This is a genomic window from Streptomyces tendae (assembly GCF_008632955.1).
Lineage (GTDB): Bacteria > Actinomycetota > Actinomycetes > Streptomycetales > Streptomycetaceae > Streptomyces.
In genome coordinates this window covers 1,108,416-1,127,716 of the sequence record NZ_CP043959.1, presented here as the reverse complement: position 1 = coordinate 1,127,716, position 19,301 = coordinate 1,108,416, and the positions used below count along the sequence as shown (strand labels likewise).

The 19,301-nt window shown below is 72.2% G+C and carries 20 protein-coding genes; 11 read left to right on the top strand and 9 right to left on the bottom strand.

The features are described from left to right. Positions 1-37: 37 nt before the first annotated feature. Entirely contained in the window at positions 38-1,741 is a 1,704-nt protein-coding gene (locus F3L20_RS05380) for a DUF3152 domain-containing protein (protein WP_167534469.1), read from the bottom strand. Between the two features lie 8 nt (positions 1,742-1,749). Then, the gene (locus F3L20_RS05375; protein ID WP_150152662.1) at positions 1,750-2,805 is read right to left on the bottom strand and encodes an alpha/beta fold hydrolase; all 1,056 of its coding nucleotides are present in this window, start codon (positions 2,803-2,805) and stop codon (positions 1,750-1,752) included. A 230-nt stretch (positions 2,806-3,035) separates the two neighbouring features. On the opposite strand from F3L20_RS05375, the gene F3L20_RS05370 reads away from it, so the two are divergent. From F3L20_RS05370 to F3L20_RS05355, 4 genes are all read left to right on the top strand, one after another. Continuing rightward, positions 3,036-3,263, top strand: a complete 228-nt coding sequence (locus tag F3L20_RS05370) for a hypothetical protein (protein ID WP_150152660.1) — start codon at positions 3,036-3,038, stop codon at positions 3,261-3,263. A 209-nt stretch (positions 3,264-3,472) separates the two neighbouring features. Continuing rightward, a complete protein-coding gene (locus F3L20_RS05365; RefSeq protein ID WP_150152658.1) occupies positions 3,473-4,114 on the top strand; it encodes a TetR/AcrR family transcriptional regulator in 642 nt (213 codons plus the stop codon). Between the two features lie 147 nt (positions 4,115-4,261). Then, the gene (locus F3L20_RS05360) at positions 4,262-4,489 is read left to right on the top strand and encodes a DUF3107 domain-containing protein (RefSeq protein ID WP_019522837.1); all 228 of its coding nucleotides are present in this window, start codon (positions 4,262-4,264) and stop codon (positions 4,487-4,489) included. Between the two features lie 252 nt (positions 4,490-4,741). Next, positions 4,742-5,005, top strand: coding sequence for a hypothetical protein (locus F3L20_RS05355; RefSeq protein WP_150152656.1), 264 nt, complete (start codon positions 4,742-4,744; stop codon positions 5,003-5,005). A gap of 64 nt (positions 5,006-5,069) precedes the next feature. Here the strand turns inward: F3L20_RS05355 and F3L20_RS05350 are convergent, their stop codons facing one another. Next, positions 5,070-5,825 (bottom strand): ferritin-like fold-containing protein, encoded by a 756-nt coding sequence (locus F3L20_RS05350; RefSeq protein WP_150152654.1) that lies wholly within the window; start codon positions 5,823-5,825, stop codon positions 5,070-5,072. A gap of 490 nt (positions 5,826-6,315) precedes the next feature. Between F3L20_RS05350 and F3L20_RS05340 the strand changes: the two genes are divergently transcribed. From F3L20_RS05340 to F3L20_RS05330, 3 genes are all read left to right on the top strand, one after another. Next, complete coding sequence (locus tag F3L20_RS05340) at positions 6,316-8,646, top strand: DEAD/DEAH box helicase (protein ID WP_150152650.1); 2,331 nt, start codon at positions 6,316-6,318, stop codon at positions 8,644-8,646. Positions 8,647-8,725: 79 nt separating this feature from the next. After that, positions 8,726-9,610: an alpha/beta fold hydrolase gene (locus tag F3L20_RS05335; RefSeq protein WP_150152648.1), complete on the top strand. Its 885-nt coding sequence runs from the start codon at positions 8,726-8,728 to the stop codon at positions 9,608-9,610. A 100-nt stretch (positions 9,611-9,710) separates the two neighbouring features. Next, the gene (locus F3L20_RS05330) at positions 9,711-10,202 is read left to right on the top strand and encodes a hypothetical protein (protein ID WP_150152646.1); all 492 of its coding nucleotides are present in this window, start codon (positions 9,711-9,713) and stop codon (positions 10,200-10,202) included. A gap of 149 nt (positions 10,203-10,351) precedes the next feature. Here the strand turns inward: F3L20_RS05330 and F3L20_RS05325 are convergent, their stop codons facing one another. Continuing rightward, positions 10,352-11,245 carry an NYN domain-containing protein gene (locus F3L20_RS05325; protein WP_145827230.1) on the bottom strand — a complete coding sequence of 298 codons (894 nt, stop codon included), beginning with the start codon at positions 11,243-11,245 and terminating at the stop codon, positions 10,352-10,354. Positions 11,246-11,474: 229 nt separating this feature from the next. Between F3L20_RS05325 and F3L20_RS33915 the strand changes: the two genes are divergently transcribed. Continuing rightward, complete coding sequence (locus F3L20_RS33915; RefSeq protein ID WP_167338165.1) at positions 11,475-11,627, top strand: hypothetical protein; 153 nt, start codon at positions 11,475-11,477, stop codon at positions 11,625-11,627. A gap of 116 nt (positions 11,628-11,743) precedes the next feature. On the opposite strand, the gene F3L20_RS05320 is transcribed toward F3L20_RS33915, so the two are convergent. From F3L20_RS05320 to F3L20_RS05310, 3 genes are all read right to left on the bottom strand, one after another. After that, on the bottom strand, positions 11,744-12,349 hold the full coding sequence (locus F3L20_RS05320; protein ID WP_150152644.1) for a MarC family protein: 606 nt from the start codon (positions 12,347-12,349) through the stop codon (positions 11,744-11,746). 60 nt (positions 12,350-12,409) lie between these two features. Further along, positions 12,410-13,267, bottom strand: a complete 858-nt coding sequence (locus F3L20_RS05315) for a PHP domain-containing protein (protein WP_150152642.1) — start codon at positions 13,265-13,267, stop codon at positions 12,410-12,412. Between the two features lie 116 nt (positions 13,268-13,383). Next, on the bottom strand, positions 13,384-14,025 hold the full coding sequence (locus F3L20_RS05310) for a DUF6758 family protein (protein ID WP_150152640.1): 642 nt from the start codon (positions 14,023-14,025) through the stop codon (positions 13,384-13,386). A 186-nt stretch (positions 14,026-14,211) separates the two neighbouring features. Here F3L20_RS05310 and F3L20_RS05305 point away from each other — a divergent pair, with 186 nt between their 5' ends. After that, positions 14,212-15,435, top strand: coding sequence for an MFS transporter (locus F3L20_RS05305; RefSeq protein ID WP_150152638.1), 1,224 nt, complete (start codon positions 14,212-14,214; stop codon positions 15,433-15,435). Positions 15,436-15,515: 80 nt separating this feature from the next. On the opposite strand, the gene F3L20_RS05300 is transcribed toward F3L20_RS05305, so the two are convergent. Continuing rightward, positions 15,516-16,100, bottom strand: a complete 585-nt coding sequence (locus F3L20_RS05300; protein ID WP_150152636.1) for a suppressor of fused domain protein — start codon at positions 16,098-16,100, stop codon at positions 15,516-15,518. A 497-nt stretch (positions 16,101-16,597) separates the two neighbouring features. Here F3L20_RS05300 and F3L20_RS05295 point away from each other — a divergent pair, with 497 nt between their 5' ends. Continuing rightward, positions 16,598-17,719 carry a magnesium and cobalt transport protein CorA gene (locus F3L20_RS05295; protein WP_145827224.1) on the top strand — a complete coding sequence of 374 codons (1,122 nt, stop codon included), beginning with the start codon at positions 16,598-16,600 and terminating at the stop codon, positions 17,717-17,719. 46 nt (positions 17,720-17,765) lie between these two features. Continuing rightward, complete coding sequence (locus F3L20_RS05290) at positions 17,766-18,278, top strand: hypothetical protein (protein WP_150152634.1); 513 nt, start codon at positions 17,766-17,768, stop codon at positions 18,276-18,278. Between the two features lie 125 nt (positions 18,279-18,403). Here F3L20_RS05290 and F3L20_RS05285 read toward each other — a convergent pair whose 3' ends face one another. Continuing rightward, positions 18,404-19,150, bottom strand: a complete 747-nt coding sequence (locus F3L20_RS05285) for a hypothetical protein (protein WP_150152632.1) — start codon at positions 19,148-19,150, stop codon at positions 18,404-18,406. Between the last annotated feature and the right edge of the window lie 151 nt (positions 19,151-19,301).

Sequence of the window (19,301 nt, the reverse complement as noted above, 5' to 3'; positions counted from 1 at the left end):
GGCTGACGTCCGTCGGCGGGGTGCGCCGGGCGGGACTCTAACCCTTGGGGTAGGGCCAGGCGTTGGGGCGGCAGCGGATTCCGTCGTGGTCGAGGAACTTGGTCTGCTGCTGCATCACCGGGGCCAGGTCGCCGTCCTTGTCGCAGGTGACGTGGTTGTGGCCCAGGCGGTGGCCGATCTCGTGGTTGATCAGCATCTGGCGGTAGGCGTACATCTTGTCGCCGTAGGTCTCCGCGCCCTGCGCCCAGCGGTACGCGTTGATCAGCACGCGTTCGGTGGCCGCGGAGTCGCAGGAGACGTTGTCCTCGGTGGTGTCCAGGCCCGACTTGGCGCACCAGTCGGCGGTCGTCTCGGGGCTGGCGAGAGTGATCACGAAGTCGGGGCTGCCGGAGTGGATCCGCTCGAAGGCGAGGGCGCCGTTGTGCGCCCAGCTCCGGTTGTCGTTGAGTGTCCGGTGCACGGCCTCGGCGAACAGGGCGCCGTCGAGATCGAGCCCCCGCTCCACGTCCACCCGGTACGTGATCTTCCGCCCCTTGCCGGGCGCCTTGTCGATGCCCTCTACGGCGTCGAACTTCCCCGTGCCCGCGCGGGTGGCGGCCAGGGGGAACTTGCGGTTCATCTGCTGCTCGTACGTCAGTGGCCGTGCCGTGGGCGCCCTGGGCGTCTCGCGGGCGTCCCCACGCGAGGCGGGGTCACGCGCGTCGCGCGCCTGCTCGGCGGAGGACTGCGCCTGTACGCCGGGGGCGTCGCGGTCGTCGGCGACCTGCCCGGCGACGACGACGGCCAGCACGGTGGTGACGGCGGCGGCCGCCATGCCGGTGAACGCGCGCCCCTTGCCGCCCTTGGTCTGCGCGGGGACGCCCGTCGGCGTCTCGTCCTCGGCGTCCGTGTCGGTGTCGCGGTCCGAGGGGATGCCGGGGTCGGGGGTGCTGTCCCACGCGGTGACGGCGTCGTACGGGTCGGCCTGGGTCCGGGCGGCGGGCCTGCGCGGGGTGAAGAGGTCGTCGGCCCGGTCGTCGAACGCCTCGACGTAGTCCTGGCGCGGTCCGTCGGCGGGCGCCCGGCGCTGGCGCGGGAGGGGCACGCCCTGCCGGGCGTCAGGCGCGCCGTGGCCCGCCCCGGTCGCGGTGCGCCCGTGCGGGTCTCCCCAGCCGCCGCCGGGCTCCTGCTGCTCGGGGTGACCGCCTCTTACCTGCGGAGTCCCGTGCGCGGGAGTCCCGTCCGCGTACCGCGGGACACCGTGAGTCTGCGTCCCGTCGCCGTAGCGCGGGACACCCTGGGGCGGGGTCCCGTCCCCGAACCGGGGAACGCCCCGCGCGGGAGTCCCGTCCGCGTACCGCGGCACACCCCGCGGCGGCGTGCCCTCCCCGAAACGGGGAACACCGCGCGCCGGGGTCCCGTCCGGCTGCCATCCGTCCGGCAGGCGCGGCACACCAGGTGCCGGCCTCCCGTGGCCCGGTGCCCCGTACCCGTATCCGTACGTCGCAGCGCCCGGAGTGCCCGGAGTGCCGGGCGGGCTCGGTGTGCCGTGCGCCGGAGTGGCGGACGGGCCGTCCGGGTAGGGCGCCCCATGGCCTTGGCCGGCACCGGACGGCGCTCGCCGCGGCTGCTGCTGCGCCGGCACCACCCCGTCGCGCTCGTCGTGACGCGTCTCACGGGCGTCACGGCCGCTGCGGCCGGCAGTGGTGGTGTCGGCGGTGTCGCCCTTCGGGGCGGGCCCGCGGCGGCTGTGGCGTCCCACGTCGCGCCTCAGCCCCTCGTGATCTCGGCGGTGGTCGGGCCGCCGGTGTCGGCGGACGGACCCGGAGCGCCCTGTGCGTCCGGCTGCACAGTATCCCCCTCGCCCGCGGAACCCGTTGCATCCCTCAGGAGTTCACGGAACGACAACGCCACGGTGTCCGGATACTCCATCATCGCCACGTGTCCCGCGTCCGGGAGTGTCACCAGCCGGGAGTCGCGGAAGGCGCGCGCGGACCGCTGGGCCATGCGGAAGCCGACGAGCTGGTCCCGGCCGCCGTAGACCAGCAGGGTCGGCGCGAGCACCCGCTCGGCCTGCCGCCAGAGTCCCTGCTGGCCACCCAGCGTGTAGGCGCTGACGAGCCCCCGCGCGGAGCGCGCCATCGCGTCCCAGAAGTACGGCAGCCGCAGCCGCCGCTCCATCTCCTCCACCGCGTGCCGGAACCCTTCCGGGGTCACCCGCCCGGGATCGCCGTAACAGAGCTGCAGGACGCCGCGGACCCGCTGCTCGGCCGTCCACTCCCGGGTGATCCGGGTGAACAGCGGTGCGACTCCGGGTACGGCCAGCAGCCCCGTGGGGACGGCGGTGCGCTGCACGCGCAGTTCCGGCAGCGCCGGTGAGACCAGGGTGAGGGTGCGGACGAGGTCGGGGCGCACGGCGGCGACCCGGGTCACGACCGCGCCGCCGAGCGAGTTGCCGAAGAGGTGCACCGGTCCGCGGCCGGATGCCTCCAGACAGCGGATCACCGCGCGGGCGTGCGCGGTGATCGAGTAGTCGCCGTCGTCCGGCGGCGGGGAGTCGCCGAATCCCGGCAGGTCCACGGCCTCGCTGTCGACGACGTCGTCCAGCAGGGCCATCAGGGCCGACCAGTTCAGCGAGGAGCCGCCGAGTCCGTGGACGAAGAAGGCGGGCGGGAGGCCTTCGTGGGCCGGCGGCCGGGATCTGACCGTCAGCGTCACGCCGGGCAGCCGCACCGACCTGAGCTGCTCTCCCTCCGCCACCCTGACCGCCGCCGGCTCGGGCAGCACGCTGGTGGGCGGCACGGAGGGCAGCTCGGACGCAGACATGCGGCAATGTTACGAGACGATCACGTCTTGGCTCACGTGTTCGGCATCACAGGATTGCCGAACATCCCGCGCGCCGCCCTCGCGCCCCTCTCACACCGGGTGCGCACCCGGTCGCACCCCGGCCGCCGATCGCATGGCGTCCGGATCGGGTGTCTCCTAGGCTCGTGAAGAGGGCACCCGTACGTGGCCCCTGCATGCGTCAGGGACGTGACCAGGAAGGGAGCCCAGTGATGGCCGTAGACCCCACCGACCCCGAGACGTTCGAGGAGGACGAGGACGTGCAGGAAGGCCTGGAGTACGACGTCGAGGCGCCCGAGGTCGACGCGGCCGAACAGCAGGCGGAGGTGTCGCCCGACCGCGACGACCCGCTGACCGAGGTCGACCCGGACCGGGCGAGCGAGGGGGACCTGGTGGAACAGGCCCGCGTCGTCTCCCTCGACGAGGACGACTACCGGTGAGGAGCGCGCAGGCCGGGGCGCGGGCCGGGACACCAGCCGCCCGGAAGGGGACAGTTCTTGCCCGCTCTGACAGCTTTTGAAACCGTCCGTACCGCTTCTTCCGCTGTCCGGTCCGTGAAATTCTGCACGTGCACCGCGCACATCAGGATTACCGAAAAGTACGATGGCGGCGCGGCTGACCCCGCATGTGGACGACAATGGGAGGCGGCGTGACAGCCATCGAGCAGACGGACGCGGTACGCCCGAGGGGTACACGCCTTCCGCGCCGTGCCCGACGGAACCAGTTGCTGGGCGCCGCCCAGGAGGTCTTCGTCGCGCAGGGTTACCACGCTGCCGCCATGGACGACATCGCCGAGCGCGCGGGTGTCAGCAAGCCGGTGCTGTACCAGCACTTCCCCGGCAAGCTCGACCTGTACCTGGCGCTGCTGGACCAGCACTGCGAGGCGCTGATCCAGTCGGTGCGGCACGCGCTGGCGTCGACGTCGGACAACAAGCAGCGGGTCCGGGCGACCATGGACGCGTACTTCGCGTACGTCGAGGACGACGGCGGAGCCTTCCGCCTGGTCTTCGAGTCGGACCTGACGAACGAGCCGGCCGTGCGCGAGCGCGTCGACAAGGTCACCAACGAGTGTGCGGAGGCCATCTGTGACGTCATCGCGGAGGACACCGGGCTGTCGCGTGCGGAGTCGATGCTCCTCGCGTCGGGGCTCGGCGGTCTCGCCCAGGTGGTGGCGCGGTCCTGGCTGCACAGCGACCGCAGCGTGCCCCGCGACCAGGCGGTGCAGCTGCTGGCCTCGCTGGCGTGGCGGGGCATCGCGGGCTTCCCGCTTCACGGCAACGAGCACCACTGACCGCAGGGGTGCGGCGGGCGTTTGTTCCCGTCGGCTGTTCGCTGTTGGCGTGGCCGGGCGAAGCGTGCAGGTCCCCTCACCGGGCTAATGTGTGCTGGTACGGCGCGGAAGGCCGCGCACTTCACTGACCGTCGGAGGGACATAGCCGTGGAGGTCAAGATCGGCGTGCAGCACGCGCCCCGCGAGATCGTTCTGGAGAGCGGTCAGAGCGCGGAGGAGGTCGAGCGCGTGGTGGCCGAGGCGCTGGCCGGGAAGTCGCAGCTGCTGAGCCTCGTGGACGAGCACGGCCGCAAGATCCTGGTCCCGGCCGACCGTCTCGCCTACGTGGAGATCGGCGAGCCGGCCCCGCGCAAGGTGGGCTTCGGCGCGCTGTAGCACGCGGAGCAGTTCGGCATACGGGAAGGCCCGGCGGTTTCCACCGCCGGGCCTTCCCGTGTCCCGGTCCCCCCTTGGCCGCGCGCCCATGGCCTGTCGGGGACCCTCCCGGGCGTGTCGCGCGGGGCCGCTGACGCGGACCACTCGGACGGAGTACGGCAGACCCCCTGGGGAGGATTGCATTCCGCAGGTCAGGGGTAAGACGGGCTACGACCTGAACGAGCAGGCCGGCCATGTGGGAGGGACCCCGACATGCTTCTGGAAGCGCTCAGCTCCGCGATCCTCGGCCTGGCCCTGGCCGTGGGGGCGTACCGCCGCCTGTCGCATCGGCTTCCGGCCCCCGTGCTGGTGCTGTCGACCGGTGTCGCCGGGGCCCTGTTCGGCGCTTTCGTCATGAACACCGCGCTGGACGCGGGCGGCCTGCTGACGATGCTGCTGGGCGCCGCGATCGTCTCGGTCGCCTCGCTGTCGCTGCTGCTGCGCCCGGGCCGGCTGCGCCGCTCGGCGACCGCCTGACCGGTCGCCGGCGGCGGCGTCCACGGACGCCTGACCCGCCGGTCCGCGGCATCGAGGGATGCGGTCAGGCGGCCAGGCCCAGCGCCGCCATGCGCTTGGTGTGCGCCTCGGTGATCCGGGAGAACATCCGGCCGACCTCGGCCAGGTCGAACCCGTCCGCGACCCCGCCCACGAGCATCGTCGACAGCGCGTCGCGGTCGGCGACCACCCGCTGGGACTGGGACAACGCCTCGCCCATCAGCCGGCGGGCCCACAGCGCGAGCCGCCCGCCCACACGCGGGTCCGCCTCGATCGCCGCGCGCACCTTCTCCACGGCGAAGCCGCCGTGCCCCGTGTCGTCCAGCACGGCCAGCACCAGCGCGCGGGTGTCGGAGTCGAGACGCGCCGCGACCTCGCGGTAGAAGTCGCTGGCGATGGAGTCGCCGACGTAGGCCTTGACGAGACCCTCCAGCCAGTCGGAGGGCGCCGTCTGCTTGTGGAAGCCGTCGTACGCGGCGACGAACGGCTCCATGGCGCGCGTCGGCTCCTCGCCGATCTCGGCCAGCCGGTCCCGCAGTCGCTCGAAGTGGTGGAACTCGGCCGAGGCCATCTTCGCCAGCTCCGCCTTGTCCCCCATGGTGGGCGCCAGCTTGGCGTCCTCCGCGAGCCGCTCGAACGCCGCCAGCTCCCCGTACGCGAGCGCGCCGAGCAGGTCCACGACAGCGGCACGGTACTGGGGGTCGGCGGAGGCGGCCGCCCAGTCCATGGCGGCGACGCCGGTCCGTGCGGCGGGGGTCTCGGGGGTTTCCGCGGCGGTGTCAGGGCTGTCAGAGCTCGTCATGCAGCGCACAATAGCCCGCTCGGCCTGCGCCGGAGGGCCGTGGTCGATCGGTGTGACGACGACTACGTGACCAAATCGGCCATGGCGTGTGCGGGAATCCGGGGTATGGTGGTATTGCGGCTGCTGAGCACTCCGGCGTATTAGGACGTGCTCGACGGGCCGCATGTATGAGGATGCCCGGTCGGTGGCCCGATCGGCTCCGACCCGACAGCCCTCCGAAGTCGTACGGCACATCGCGTACGCAATCCGGAGGGACACCTCAGCGGTACGAGCGCTCGAGCGTCGGCAGTGGTCCCGTGTCCTACGGCCTTCACCGTATGGCAGCCGTCGTCCCCGGCACGGTCCCTACACGACCCCCGCGCTCGCCTCGCACCGCGCACACAGAAGAGGCAGCACCCTGACTACGACGTTCCGAGAGCTCGGGATCCTCCCCGAGACAGCCGAAGCCCTTGAAGCCGTCGGCATCACCACCCCCTTCCCCATCCAGGAGATGACGCTCCCCGTGGCCCTGTCGGGCACGGACGTCATCGGTCAGGCCAAGACCGGCACCGGCAAGACGCTCGGTTTCGGCCTTCCGCTCCTCGAGCGGGTCACCGTCCCCGCGGACGTGGAGGCGGGCCGCGCGAAGCCCGAGGACCTCACCGACACGCCGCAGGCGCTGGTGGTCGTCCCCACGCGCGAGCTGTGCACGCAGGTCACCAACGACCTGCTGACCGCCGGCAAGGTGCGCAACGTGCGCGTCACCGCGATCTACGGCGGCCGGGCCTACGAGCCCCAGGTCGAGGCGCTGAAGAAGGGCGTCGACGTGATCGTCGGCACCCCGGGCCGCCTGCTCGACCTCGCCGGGCAGAAGAAGCTCAACCTGTCGGACGTCAAGGCCCTCGTCCTCGACGAGGCCGACGAGATGCTCGACCTGGGCTTCCTGCCCGACGTCGAGAAGATCATCAAGCTGCTTCCGGTGAAGCGCCAGACGATGCTGTTCTCGGCCACCATGCCGGGCGCGGTCATCGGTCTCGCCCGCCGCTACATGTCGCAGCCCACGCACATCCGCGCCACGGCGCCGGACGACGAGGGCGCCACGGTCGCGAACACCAAGCAGTTCATCTACCGCGCGCACAACATGGACAAGCCCGAGCTGGTCGCGCGGATACTGCAGGCCGACGGCCGCGGTCTGGTCATGGTCTTCTGCCGCACCAAGCGCACCGCGGCCGACCTCGCCGACCAGCTGAAGCAGCGCGGCTTCGCCTCCGGCGCGGTCCACGGCGACCTCGGCCAGGGCGCCCGTGAGCAGGCGCTGCGCGCCTTCCGCAACGGCAAGGTGGACGTGCTCGTCTGCACCGACGTCGCCGCGCGCGGCATCGACGTCGAGGGCGTCACGCACGTCATCAACTACCAGTCGCCGGAAGAGGAGAAGACGTACCTGCACCGCATCGGCCGCACCGGCCGCGCGGGCGCCAAGGGCACGGCGATCACCCTGGTCGACTGGGACGACATCCCCCGCTGGCAGCTGATCAACAAGGCGCTGGACCTGGGCTTCAGCGACCCGCCGGAGACGTACTCCACCTCTCCGCACCTGTTCACGGACCTGGGCATCCCCGAGGGCACCAAGGGCGTCCTCCCGCGCTCGGAGCGCACCCGGGCCGGACTGGACGCGGAGGAGCTCGAGGACCTTGGCGAGCCGGGCGGCCGCGCGCCGCGCGGACGGGGTGGCCGGGACGGGCGTGACAGCCGTGACGGCCGTGACGGGCGTGACGGGCGTCGCGGTCCCCGCTCCGAGGAGCAGGAGGCGTCGACGCGTACGCCGCGCCGCCGTCGCCGCACCCGGAGCGGTACCCCGCTGGACGAGGCGGGCCGGCAGTCCGCCGCTCCGGCCGCCGAGGTCGCCGGGGAGGCGGAGGCCGGCGAGGCCACCGCACGTACCCCGCGCCGCCGTCGCCGTACGCGCGGCGGGGCCACGGCCGCTCCGGCGGTCGCCGTGGAGCAGGAGGCGGCGGAGTCCGCCGTCGACACGGCCGAGGGCCCGTCGGTGGAGGTTTCCGACGCTTCCGAGAAGCCGCGTCGTCGTCGCACCCGCAGGGGTGCGGGGTCCGCCGCGCAGGACGCCACGGCCGTCGAGGCGCCGGTGACCGAGCGGGCGCCGGCCGCCGTCGAGGAGCCGTCGGTCCAGGAGTCCGCTCCCGAGGCCGCGGAGCCCCGTCGCCGCCGTACCCGTAAGACGGCCGACGCCGCCGAGACCGCGGTCGACACGGCCGAGGGCGCCGTCGACACCGAGCCTGTCGCGCCGCGTCGCCGCACCCGTAAGGCCGCGGCGAAGGCCGAGGACGTGGTCGAGACGGCCGAGGGCACCACCGAGGTGGCCGCCGAGGCTGCCGAGGCCAAGCCGCGCCGTACCCGCAAGAAGGCCGTCGCCGCCGAGGCCGACGTCGCGACCGAGGCCGAGGCCCCCGAGGCCGCGCCGAAGCGCACGCGGAAGACCGCCGCCAAGAAGGCCGAGGCGGCTGTCGACACCGCCGAGGGCACCGAGGCCAAGCCGCGCCGCAGGACCCGTAAGGCCGCCGAGGCGGAGCCCGTGGAGATCCCGGCGCAGACCGGGGCGGAGGCCGAGGAGAAGCCGCGGCGTACGCGGAAGACCGCGGCCAAGAAGGCTGCGGTCGCCGCCGACCCGGCCGAGGCCGCCGAGGCCAAGCCGCGCCGCACGCGCAAGACGGTCCCGGCGCAGACCGGCCCCGAGGCGGAGGCAGCCGAGGCCGCCCCCGCGCCGCGCCGCCGCACCCGCAAGGCCGCGACGGTCGCCCCGGAGGCGGAGTCCGCGGAGGGCTGATGCCACACCGACGCCGCCGGCCCGGTTCCCCCACGTGGGGCCGGGCCGTCGGCGTGTCCGCACCCGCTACCCTCGCCCCGTGACCAGCGCCTTCTCCCCCGCCCCGCCCCCCGGCGACCAGCCTCGCCGACTCCGCACCGCACGGGGCGAGTTCGCCGTCCTGGACCGACCGCCGACCGGTGAAGTCCCGCTGCGGGGAACCGTGTTGCTGCTGCCCGGCTACACCGGCAGCAAGGAGGACTTCACGCCTGTACTCGCACCGCTCGCCGCCCGCGGATATCGCGCCGTCGCCGTGGACGGGCGCGGCCAGCACGCGTCGGACGGACCCGCCGACGACGAAGCCGCTTACGCACAGGACGAGTTGGCGAAGGACGTGCTGGCGCAGGCGCGTGAGTTCGACGCGCCCCTCCACCTCGTCGGCCATTCGCTCGGCGGCCAGATCGCGCGTGCGGCCGTGCTCCTCGACCACTCCCCCTTCCGCTCGCTGACGCTGGTCTGCTCGGGGCCCGCCCGTATCTCGCACTCTCAGGAACAGCGGGTGAGGTTGCTGCGGGACGCGCTCGCCGTGATGTCGATGGAGGAGTGCTGGGAGGCCATCCTGGCCATGGGCCCGCCGGAGGAGGTGGGCGGACCGGCGCGCGGCATCGGCGGACCGGAGCAGTTGCGGAGGCGCTGGCTGAGCACGAAACGGGCGCAACTCCTCGCCGCCGGACGCCAGTTGTGCGCCGAGCCGGACCGGGTCACCGAACTGGCCGCCGTACCGCTGCCGATGCACGTCCTCTCCGGCTCGTCCGACGACACCTGGCCGGTGCCGGATCTCGACCACATGGCCCGGCGCCTGAGGGCCCACCGCACGGTCGTCGACGGCGCCGGCCACACGCCCATGGTCGACCGCCCCGCCCCGACGGCGCGGGCTCTCGCCGGCTTCTTCGACACCACGGAGTGTCAGCCGTCCCTCAAATGATCCTCAGGGATCACCTCAGGTCCGGTTCTGCCCGTACCGCCGCACCTAAGGTTCGTGGCACGTGATCGCCTCGGGGCGGTCCACCATGAATGGGGGCTCGATGACCCATGCCCGGAGTGCCTGTGTCCTGATCCTGGTGGCCATGGTCGGCTGCACGTCCACCAACGGCGGCGACGAGAAACCAGATCTTCCGACGCCGGCCGCCGCGGGCAGCCCGGCCGCGCGGCAGCCGGCACCGGTCACCCCGCCTCCGCTCGACGCCGGAGACGGCGAGAGCACGGCGGGGCGGTACGGTCCCGCCCACGGCAGCGCCGGCTTCTTCTACCCGGCCGGTACCCGGGGCATGGCCCTCACGGTCGCCGTCAGTTGCCGGGGCAGGGGCGGTGTGGAGGTGCGTCTGCCCGTGCCGCACGCCCACTTCCGGCTCGCGTGCGCCTCCGGCGAACCCGCCGTGACGTACCACCAGCTCGCCCTGCCCGCCGCGCACCGGGCCGGGAGCGTGCGCGTGACGGCGCCGTCCGGCGTCACCTGGGCGGTCACCGTCGGCCGGAGCGACCCCGCCGGGGAGGATCGGGCCACGGCGACCGGCTGACCGGCGCCCCTCGAAGCGCGCGAACCTCACCACGAGGCGCGCACGGACCCTCATCACGAGACGCGCGCGAACCCTCACCACGAGACGCGCGCGAACCCTCACCACGAGGCGCAGCGAACCTTGGCACCGGGTGGGCCGAATGTCGGCGTCTAGTACTGCGCCTGCAGGTGGTCCCAGAAGCCGTCGCGGAGGGAGCGGCGGAGGTCCGCCTGGCCGCGGAGGGAGTACTGGAGGAGGCCCTCCGCCTCGACCAGCAGGTCCTGGTCGACCGAGCCGGGCAGGTAGGGGTGGCCGGGGAGGAGTTCCATCATGGTGTCCCGGCCGCGGGAGACCAGCCACTTCGCGGCGATCTGCGCGCCGACGAAGCGGACGTCCTCCCGGGTGGGCCGGCCGGCCGCCGGCTCGTAGGCGGACGCCGTGCGCCGGGAGACGTACGGCTTGAAGAAGTCGAGGTCGAGGGTGCGCTGGCTGTCGACCTCCCAGAGCAGCGGCTCGGCCTGGTTGCGGCCCTCGGGCGCCTCGATGCCCCACAGGTGGACGCGGGCGCCGTATCCCTGGGCGGCCTCGACGGCGGAGACCAAGTCCTCGTCGCCGCCGAGCAGGGCCGCGTCGCTGATGGCGCGGTGCCGGGCCAGCGACTCCAGATCCGAGCGGATCAGGGAGTCGACGCCCTTCTGCTGGTTGTTGGCGTTGAGGTTGCCGAGGCGGACCTTGACGTCGGGCAGCTCGGCGATGGTCTGCTGCTCGGCGGTGTGGATGCGGCGCCGGGCGCCGTCGTACCAGTAGACGCGCAGCAGCCTGCTGTCGGCGAAGACGGTGCGGGCGCGGTCGATGAGCGCGTCGATGAGCCCTTCGGCGTCGAGGTCGAAGGCGCGGCGGTCCTCCGTCCCGGCGACGAGCCGCCCGGCAGCCGCGTAGAGGTAGCCGGCGTCCACGAAGATCGCGTGGGTCGAGGGCGTCTTGGCCACCTCGGCGAGCATGCGCTGGAGCAGCTCGTTCGTGCGGTCGATACGGGCGTGCAGTGCCGCGAGGTCGTCGTTCATCACCTCACATTGTCCCGCTGGTCACGCTACGAACACAACCGGTCCCGGTCGGTCTCCCTCGAAACACTTACTGGTCAGTATTTAGTCGATCGAAAAATTTCCTTAGCGTAGGGAATGTTTGCACCACACAGCTCGTTGCACCAGTCACGGAACACGGGCCCGTCCGGTCCCGTGTGCCTCCACCCAGTAGTTCTCCTTCAGGAGGATGACCAGACGAAGGGAGAAGCCCTTGCGCTTCGAAATCATGCGACTCGACGACGTCGACGGCACCACCGTGGACTCGACCGTTGTGGACGCCGCCTCCGTCAACCGCATCGTTCAGCAGGCCGCCGCTGTAGGGCAGCGTCTGTGGATCCGCCCGGCCGACACCCCGGCCTCGTAACTCCCGTACCGCGGTCCCGCGGCGGCACGCGCCGCGTCCCGGTGCACTGTACGCATGCATGAGGAGCCCCCGTACCACCTTGGGTACGGGGGCTCCGGTGTGTCCGGCGGTCCTCGTCAGGCGCCCTGGATCACCTGGGTCACGCCGTTGATGATCTGCTGCACGGCGATGGCGGAGAGCATCATGCCCGCCAGCCGCGTCACCAGGACGACCCCGCCGTCCTTGATGACCCGGATGATCAGCAGCGAGTACCGCATCACCAGCCACAGGACGACGTGGATGGCGAGGATCGCCGCCCACACCGACACCTGCCCCGTGACGCTGTCGGCCTTCTGCACGGCGAGGATGACCGACACGATCGCGCCCGGCCCGGCCAGCAGCGGCATGCCCAGCGGTACCAGCGCGACGTTGACGTCCTTGGTCTGCTGGGGCTCGTCGGTCTTGCCGGTGAGCAGGTCGAGCGCGATCAGCAGGAGCAGCAGACCGCCGGCGATCATCAGCGCCGGGACGGAGACGTGCAGGTAGTCGAGGATCTGATGGCCGAGCAGCCCGAAGACGGTGATCACACCGCCCGCCACACAGACGGCCTGGAAGGCCATGCGCCGCTGGACCTTGGCCGGGCGGCCCGCGGTCAGCGCGAGGAAGATCGGGGTGATCCCGGGGGGATCCATGATGACAAAAAGGGTCAGGAAGAGAGAGCCGAAGACGGCGACGTCGAACATGACTGCCTTGCGCGAGTACGAAAAGGGTGAGCGAAGAAGGGTGAGGCGCGGGTACGGGGCTCAGGCCCCGCCGGTCCCCGGCACCGGGAACGCCCCGGTCGCCCGCCGGGTGATCTCGCCGTAGACCTCGGGGTCCGTGGTGAACTCGCCGAGGACGCAGGTCTTCCGGCTGCCGTGGTAGTCGCTCGACCCGGTCGTCAGCAGGCCCACCTCGCCCGCCAGGCCGCGCAGTCGCGCCCGCGTCGCGGGGTCGTGGTCCATGTGGTCGACCTCGATGCCGTCGAGCCCCGTCTCGGCCAGCGACGCGATCGCGGACTCCGGCACGGTCCGGCCCCGCTTGCTCGCGGCCGGGTGCGCGAGGACGGCGACCCCGCCGGCGTTCTTGACCAGCCGCAGGGCCGCGAAGGGGTCGGTCTCGTGCTTCGGCATGTACGCCCGGCCGCCGTCGGCCAGCCATTCCGGGGTGAAGGCGTCGCTCACACTCGCCACGACGCCCAGTTCGACGAGCGCGCTCGCCACGTGCGGGCGCCCCACCGAGCCGTCGCCGGCGATCCGCGCGACCTGCTCCCAGGTGACCGGGACGCCCAGCTCGTTCAGCTTGGTGATCATGCCCTTGGCCCGCGGCACCCGGTCGTCCCGGACCAGCTCACGCTCCGCGAGCAGCGCGGGCTCCTCGGGGTCGAACAGGTAGGCCAGCATGTGCATGCTGATGCCGTCGAGCCGGCAGGAGAGTTCGGCGCCGGTGACCAGGGTGATGCCGGGCGGCAGCGCCGCGAGGGCCTCGGCGTGGCCGCGCGTGGTGTCGTGGTCGGTCAGGGCGACGACGTCGAGACCGGCGGACGCGGCCTTGCGGACCAGTTCGGCCGGGGTGTCCGTGCCGTCGGACGCGGTGGAGTGGGTGTGCAGGTCGATGCGCACGACGCGTTACTCCAAGCGTGACGGACGGATGAGGACGCTCCAGGATAACCGGATTTCCGGCCGCTCCTGTCACACCCGCACCCGGCATGCGCCCCCTACAACCCGAGGCGGGCGGACTACGCCTCCAGCAGCCGCGGCGACAGGGCGCCGCAGGGCACCAGCTCCACCTCGGCACCGGCGTCCCGCAGGTCGGCGAGCACCAGCTCGTCGTACATCAGCAGGCCCGACTTCTCGGGCCACACCACGGCCCACAGCCACAGGCCGAGCGCCTCGCCCGCGAACACGGCCCGGTCGTCCGGCGTGCCGGACACGTGCCAGAGGGGGGTCGGCCGGCCGACGGCGAGCACCTTGGCCTGGGGCGGCTTCTCGACGTCCATGGAGGGTCCGGGGTCGGGGCCGTCGATGCCCGCGTACCGCGCGCCCAGGCCGACGCCGAGTTCCTCGGCGACCAGGATCATCTCACCCATCCCGCCGAGCGGTCCGGGGCCGGTGCAGGCGACGGCCGTCGCACGGCCCCCGCTGCGGTCGTCGCCCGCGGAGGCCACCCCGGTGAAGAGCCAGCCCACCGGCAGCGGCCACGGCATCCACACCGGCACCTTGGTGCGGTGCACGACGACTTCGAGGGCTTCGACACTCGGCGGTATCACGGGCTGCAGCGGGTGCACGGTGCCGTGCACGTCGCACTGCCAGGCATCCGAGAAGAGGCCGGGAGCCCTGACCCGGCCACCGCACTTCGGGCAACTGGGTTCGCCCCTCATAGAGCCCCACGGTCCTAGCTCCGCCGCGCCACGTCAAGGACGATCACCCGTCCGGAGGGAACCGCAGGCCACGGACGAAATAGATGTAGTTTGCATTAATTAGCTTGGCTAAGCTACTGTGTGCATACGCCAACCATTAGTCGCCGATCCTCCGGCACCCCTCCACATCCCGGGATTGGAGCACCCATGGACCCCATCGACACGGGATCGGGCAGCATTCTCAGGCAGCCGAAAGCCGTGTGGGCGACCGCCGGTGCGTCCGTCGTCGCCTTCATGGGCATCGGGCTCGTCGACCCGATCCTGCCGTCCATCGCCGAGGGCCTCGACGCCACCGCCGGCCAGGTCTCCCTGCTGTTCACGTCGTACTTCCTGATCACCGCGCTGGCGATGCTGGTGACCGGCTTCGTCTCCAGCCGCATCGGCGGGCGCAAGACGCTGCTGCTGGGCCTGGCCCTGGTCGTGGTGTTCGCCGGGCTCTCCGGTACCTCGGGATCGGTCGGCGAGCTGGTCGGCTTCCGGGCCGGCTGGGGACTGGGCAACGCCCTGTTCGTCTCCACCGCCCTCGCGGTGATCGTCGGCGCGGCGGCCGGCGGCAGTTCGGCGGCCATCCTGCTCTACGAGTCGGCCCTCGGCCTCGGCATGGCCTGCGGCCCGCTGCTGGGCGCGGTGCTCGGCGACGCGAGCTGGCGCTACCCGTTCTTCGGCACGGCCTTCCTGATGGCCGTCGGCTTCGTGTGCATCTCGGTGTTCCTCAAGGAGCAGCCCCGTCCGGCCCGCAAGACCTCCCTGCTGGACCCGATCAAGGCGCTCGGGCACGGCGGGCTGGCCTCCGCGGCGGTCTCGGCGTTCTTCTACAACTACACGTTCTTCACCGTGCTGGCCTTCACGCCGTTCGTGCTGAACATGACCCCCTACCGCTCCGGCGCGGTGTTCTTCGCCTGGGGCGTGCTGCTCGCCGTCTTCTCGGTGATCGTCGCGCCGCGGCTGCAGAAGCGCTTCGGTTCGCTGCGGGTGCTGGGCGGCTCGCTGGTGCTGCTCGCGGTGGACGTGCTGGTGCTCGGCTACGGCGACCACACCACGGCCGTCGTCTGCACCGTGCTGTCGGGCGCCCTCATCGGCGTGAACAACACGGTGTACACGGAGCTGGCGCTCGGCGTGTCGGAGGCGCCGCGGCCGGTGGCGAGCGCCGGGTACAACTTCGTGCGCTGGTTCGCGGCCGCCGCCGCGCCGTTCTTCGCGCCGAAGCTCGAGGAGTGGACCGACGCCCGGATGCCGTTCGTGGTCGCGGCCGTGACGGCGGTGCTGGGCGCCCTGGTGGTGCTGGTGCGGCGCCGGGCACTCACCGCGGAGGCCGAGGAGCAGCAGCCCCGGCACGCCACCGAGGACGGGGTCGGCGTCTTCGCCAACTGAGCGACGCGCCAACGGCGTTGGTGAGCTTGCTCACTCCGGTGGCCCCACTTCGGGGCCCCACTCCGGGCCGGCTCCGGCGCTCAGTCCAGCGGCACGGACTTCCGGGACGGGTCCCTGAGGTCCGTGCCCTGGTTCAGCCAGCGCTCCTGGAGGGCCTGGGCGCCGTGCACCCGCTTCCAGGCGGCCTCGTTGGGCGTCATCGGCAGCAGCGGCAGGAACCGTACGGGCTCCAGGGGCGCGTCGAGTTCGAGGTCCTCGACCAGGCCGCCCGGCTCGGCGACCAGCACCGAGGTGAACGGGGCACCGGGCCACAGCGGTTCACCGACGTCGAGCGAGGCGCCGGGGGCCACGACCAACCCCTCGACCTGCGGGGACGCGGCCAGTACGGCGAGCGGGCGGAGCACCTTGTCGGTGTCGGCCGCGCCACCGCGCACCGACAGCACCAGCTCGGCGCGGGGGCCCGCGACCGGGTCCGCGATCACGGCCGTGGGGTCCGCCATGGGCTGCGCGGACATGCCGAGGGTGGCGTAGCGCACGATGTCCCCCTCCTGGAAGCGCAGCACCTCGATGCGGTCCGTGCCCAGGAAGGTGACCGCCGCGCGTGCGTCCGGCTCGCCCAGCGCGGTGCGCAGCCGGGCCTCGACCAGAGGAAGAACATCTGCCATGGGGCGAGCATAGAACTCGTCAGTACCGGGCAAAGCAGAGCCTTGACACAGCAGTCGGCTGATACGCTTGGCCGGTGGTTCGGGCAGCACGCGTCTCGCGCTCGACTATTGCCCGAACGCTGTGTGCACCCCCGCTCAAGGGGGGAATCCCCTCAGGGGATCGCGATCGTCCCTCACGAGGGACCGGCCGGAGGAGGTGGGGCTGGCATGGACCGAAGTCGACCGTGCAGTATCACCCGCTCTTCCGCCCGCTGAGGTAGCCGCTTCCCGTTCGGCTCCCGCCTTTCGCTTCGCGCGTCTTCATCGGAAGAGCACTCGTTTCGTTCTGACTGATCTGCCCCAGTAGCTGTATCAGCGACGAAGCTCGCCACCGCGACGGTGCGGTGCTGCCCGCTTTGTGGACGTGCCAAACATCCGCAGTCCAGGACGTCCTCATTCCGGGTTGTTCCACCCGTCGTTCCGGCGCCTTTCGTTGCCCGCTCGCGAAGGAGCCCGCCATGTCGATGATCCGCGACCTGCGCGCCGTGGTCCGTCCCGCCTCCCGTATCTCGCTCCGCAAGGGGAGCGGCCCGTACGACACCACGCGCGACGCCGCGACGGCCACCGCCGTCGTCGACTGCGCCGTCTACCGGGACGGCCGCCGCCTGGACACCGAGGACGGCCCGCTCGGCCCCCAGGAGGCGATGCGCCGGGTGCGCCGCGACGGGGGCTTCGTCTGGATCGGCCTGCACGAGCCGACGGAGGCCGAATTCGCGGGTATCGCCGCGGAGTTCGGGCTGCACCCGCTGGCCGTGGAGGACGCCGTCCAGGCCCACCAGCGGCCCAAGCTGGAGCGCTACGACGACTCCCTGTTCACGGTCTTCAAGACCGTCCACTACCTCGACCACGACCGCGTCTCCTCCAGCAGCGAGATCGTGGAGACCGGCGAGGTGATGTGCTTCACCGGCCGGGACTTCTTCATCACCGTCCGGCACGGCGGCCAGGGTTCCCTGCGGGCCCTGCGGCACCGCCTCCAGGACGACCCCGAACTGCTGGCCAAAGGCCCCTCGGCCGTGCTGCACGCCATCGCCGACCACGTGGTGGACGGCTACATCGCGGTCGCCGACGCGATGCAGGACGACATCGACGAGGTCGAGACGAAGGTCTTCTCACCCGGCCGCAAGGGCACCCCGCGCGGCACGGACGCCGGTGAGATCTACCAACTCAAGCGCGAGGTCCTGGAGTTCAAGCGGGCCGTGGCGCCGTTGCTGCGGCCGATGCAGCTGCTCAGCGAGCGGCCGATGCGGCTGATCGACCCGGAGATCCAGAAGTACTTCCGGGACGTCGCCGACCACGTGGCCCGGGTGCAGGAGCAGGTCATCGGCTTCGACGAGCTGCTGAACTCCATCCTCCAGGCCAACCTCGCGCAGGCGTCCGTCGCGCAGAACGAGGACATGCGCAAGATCACCTCGTGGGCCGCGATCATCGCCGTGCCGACGATGGTCTGCGGGGTGTACGGCATGAACTTCGACTACATGCCGGAGACCCACTGGAAGTACGGCTACCCGGTGGTCCTCGGCGTCACGGTCGCCCTCTGTCTCGGCATCCACCGCACGCTGAAGCGCAACGGCTGGCTCTGAGCCGCACGGACCCCGGCCCCCCGGGGGCGTGGATAGGCTGGCCCGTATGACTGGCGAGCTGCTCGAACGGGCCCTCATCGAGGAGGCCACGAAGAAGTCCGGCCTCATCTGGGTCAAGGGTCCCGGTGTCCCGGCCCGCGCGCTGTGGCACGTGTGGCACGAGGGCGCCGCCTGCGTGATCGGCGACGGCCCGGGCGAGCAGCCGCTGCCGGGGCTGGCCGACGGGGCGCCGGCCGAGGTGACGGTCCGCAGCAAGGACAAGGGCGGCCGGCTGGTGACGTGGGCCGCCACGGTCCGCGAACTGCCGTCGGGCTCCGAGGAGTGGACGGACGCCGTCGCCGACCTCAAGGGCAAGCGGCTCAACGCCCCCGACGGCGAGGCGATGCCCGAGCGCTGGGCCCGCGAGTGCCGCGTACTGCGTCTGGAGCCGACAGGCGCGACGTCACCGTTGCCCGACGGGGACCTGGCCGCGGCCCCGCTGCCGACCCCCGTGACCACCCGGCAGCCGATGCCGGCGGGGCTGCCGCGCCTCCTGGCGAAGCGCAGGCGGCGCCGCTGACCCGGAGGAGACGTCCGGTTCTGGACACCGGGTGTCCCAGGTGTCGGGCCCGGGCACCGGGTGTCCTGGGTGTCGGGGGCCCGGGCACCGGGTGTCCTGGGTGTCGGGGGCCCGGGCACCGGGCGTCAGGACGTCGGAAGCTGCTTGCCGTAGTCCAGGGTCTCGCCCTTGGCCGGCTTCTCCAGCGGGAAGTCGGTGCCCCACGCGGAGAAGGTGAGGGTGCCCGCCTCCCCGGCCCGCTCCAGACGCAGCGGATAGGGCTTCCCCTCGATGGAGACGTCCAGGGTGCCGCCCGCCCCCTCGTCGGCGGTGACCCGGACGGTGCGCACGCCGCCCTGCTCGTGGTGGCCGTCGGTGGCCAGCTCCCCGTGCAGCGTCAGCAGACCGCTGAGCAGCACGTTCTTGTCCGTGAAACCGATGAACTTGGTGTACGAGGGGTCGCCCTTGGGGACCTTGACGTACTTCGCGGCGAGTTTGTCCGCCGCCTTGGAGTCGTTCGTTCCGCCGCTGCTCCCCTGTCCCCAGAAGGCGGCGTCGGCCTTCAGGAAGAGCTCCTCGTCGACCCGCAGCAGGCGGAAGGTCTCCCCCTTGGTGGTGACCGAGCCGATGCCGCCCTGCTCCTTGAGACGCATGTCGAGCGTGTAGGTACGGCCGCTGGTGACGACCGTGCCGTGCAGCCGCACGGTGCCGACGGACGCGGCGGCCTTCTGGGCCTTGGCCTGGATCTGGTCGGCGGGGAGTCTGCCGACGCCGTTCGTTCCCTCGTTCGGATCCTCGGAGCATCCCGTGAGCGCCGTCCCCGCCACGAGCAGCGCGCACACGGCGCCTGCCAGCGTGGCCCTGCGGGTACGGCCCGGGGAGATCGGAATCACAGGTGGGCTGCCTCTCTGACGGGGGACCTGAACGGCGTACCGCAGAGTACCGGGGCCGGGGAGGCCGGACGGAGCCAGTCCGTCCGGACCGGCCACGGGAGCAGCACCGATCGGGACGGGCTAGCCTGAAGCCCACCCGAGCGGGCAATCC

What these genes read in the sequence shown, in the direction of transcription:
- F3L20_RS05375 (WP_150152662.1), bottom strand. Translation starts at nt 2,805, where the DNA reads ATGTCTGCGTCCGAGCTGCCCTCCGTGCCGCCCACCAGCGTGCTGCCC.
- F3L20_RS05295 (WP_145827224.1), top strand. Translation starts at nt 16,598, where the DNA reads ATGTCGATGATCCGCGACCTGCGCGCCGTGGTCCGTCCCGCCTCCCGT.
- F3L20_RS05330 (WP_150152646.1), top strand. Translation starts at nt 9,711, where the DNA reads ATGACCCATGCCCGGAGTGCCTGTGTCCTGATCCTGGTGGCCATGGTC.
- F3L20_RS05310 (WP_150152640.1), bottom strand. Translation starts at nt 14,025, where the DNA reads ATGAGGGGCGAACCCAGTTGCCCGAAGTGCGGTGGCCGGGTCAGGGCT.
- F3L20_RS05340 (WP_150152650.1), top strand. Translation starts at nt 6,316, where the DNA reads ATGACGCTCCCCGTGGCCCTGTCGGGCACGGACGTCATCGGTCAGGCC.
- F3L20_RS05370 (WP_150152660.1), top strand. Translation starts at nt 3,036, where the DNA reads ATGGCCGTAGACCCCACCGACCCCGAGACGTTCGAGGAGGACGAGGAC.
- F3L20_RS05355 (WP_150152656.1), top strand. Translation starts at nt 4,742, where the DNA reads ATGCTTCTGGAAGCGCTCAGCTCCGCGATCCTCGGCCTGGCCCTGGCC.
- F3L20_RS05290 (WP_150152634.1), top strand. Translation starts at nt 17,766, where the DNA reads ATGACTGGCGAGCTGCTCGAACGGGCCCTCATCGAGGAGGCCACGAAG.
- F3L20_RS05325 (WP_145827230.1), bottom strand. Translation starts at nt 11,245, where the DNA reads ATGAACGACGACCTCGCGGCACTGCACGCCCGTATCGACCGCACGAAC.
- F3L20_RS05320 (WP_150152644.1), bottom strand. Translation starts at nt 12,349, where the DNA reads ATGTTCGACGTCGCCGTCTTCGGCTCTCTCTTCCTGACCCTTTTTGTC.
- F3L20_RS05305 (WP_150152638.1), top strand. Translation starts at nt 14,212, where the DNA reads ATGGACCCCATCGACACGGGATCGGGCAGCATTCTCAGGCAGCCGAAA.
- F3L20_RS05350 (WP_150152654.1), bottom strand. Translation starts at nt 5,825, where the DNA reads ATGACGAGCTCTGACAGCCCTGACACCGCCGCGGAAACCCCCGAGACC.
- F3L20_RS05300 (WP_150152636.1), bottom strand. Translation starts at nt 16,100, where the DNA reads ATGGCAGATGTTCTTCCTCTGGTCGAGGCCCGGCTGCGCACCGCGCTG.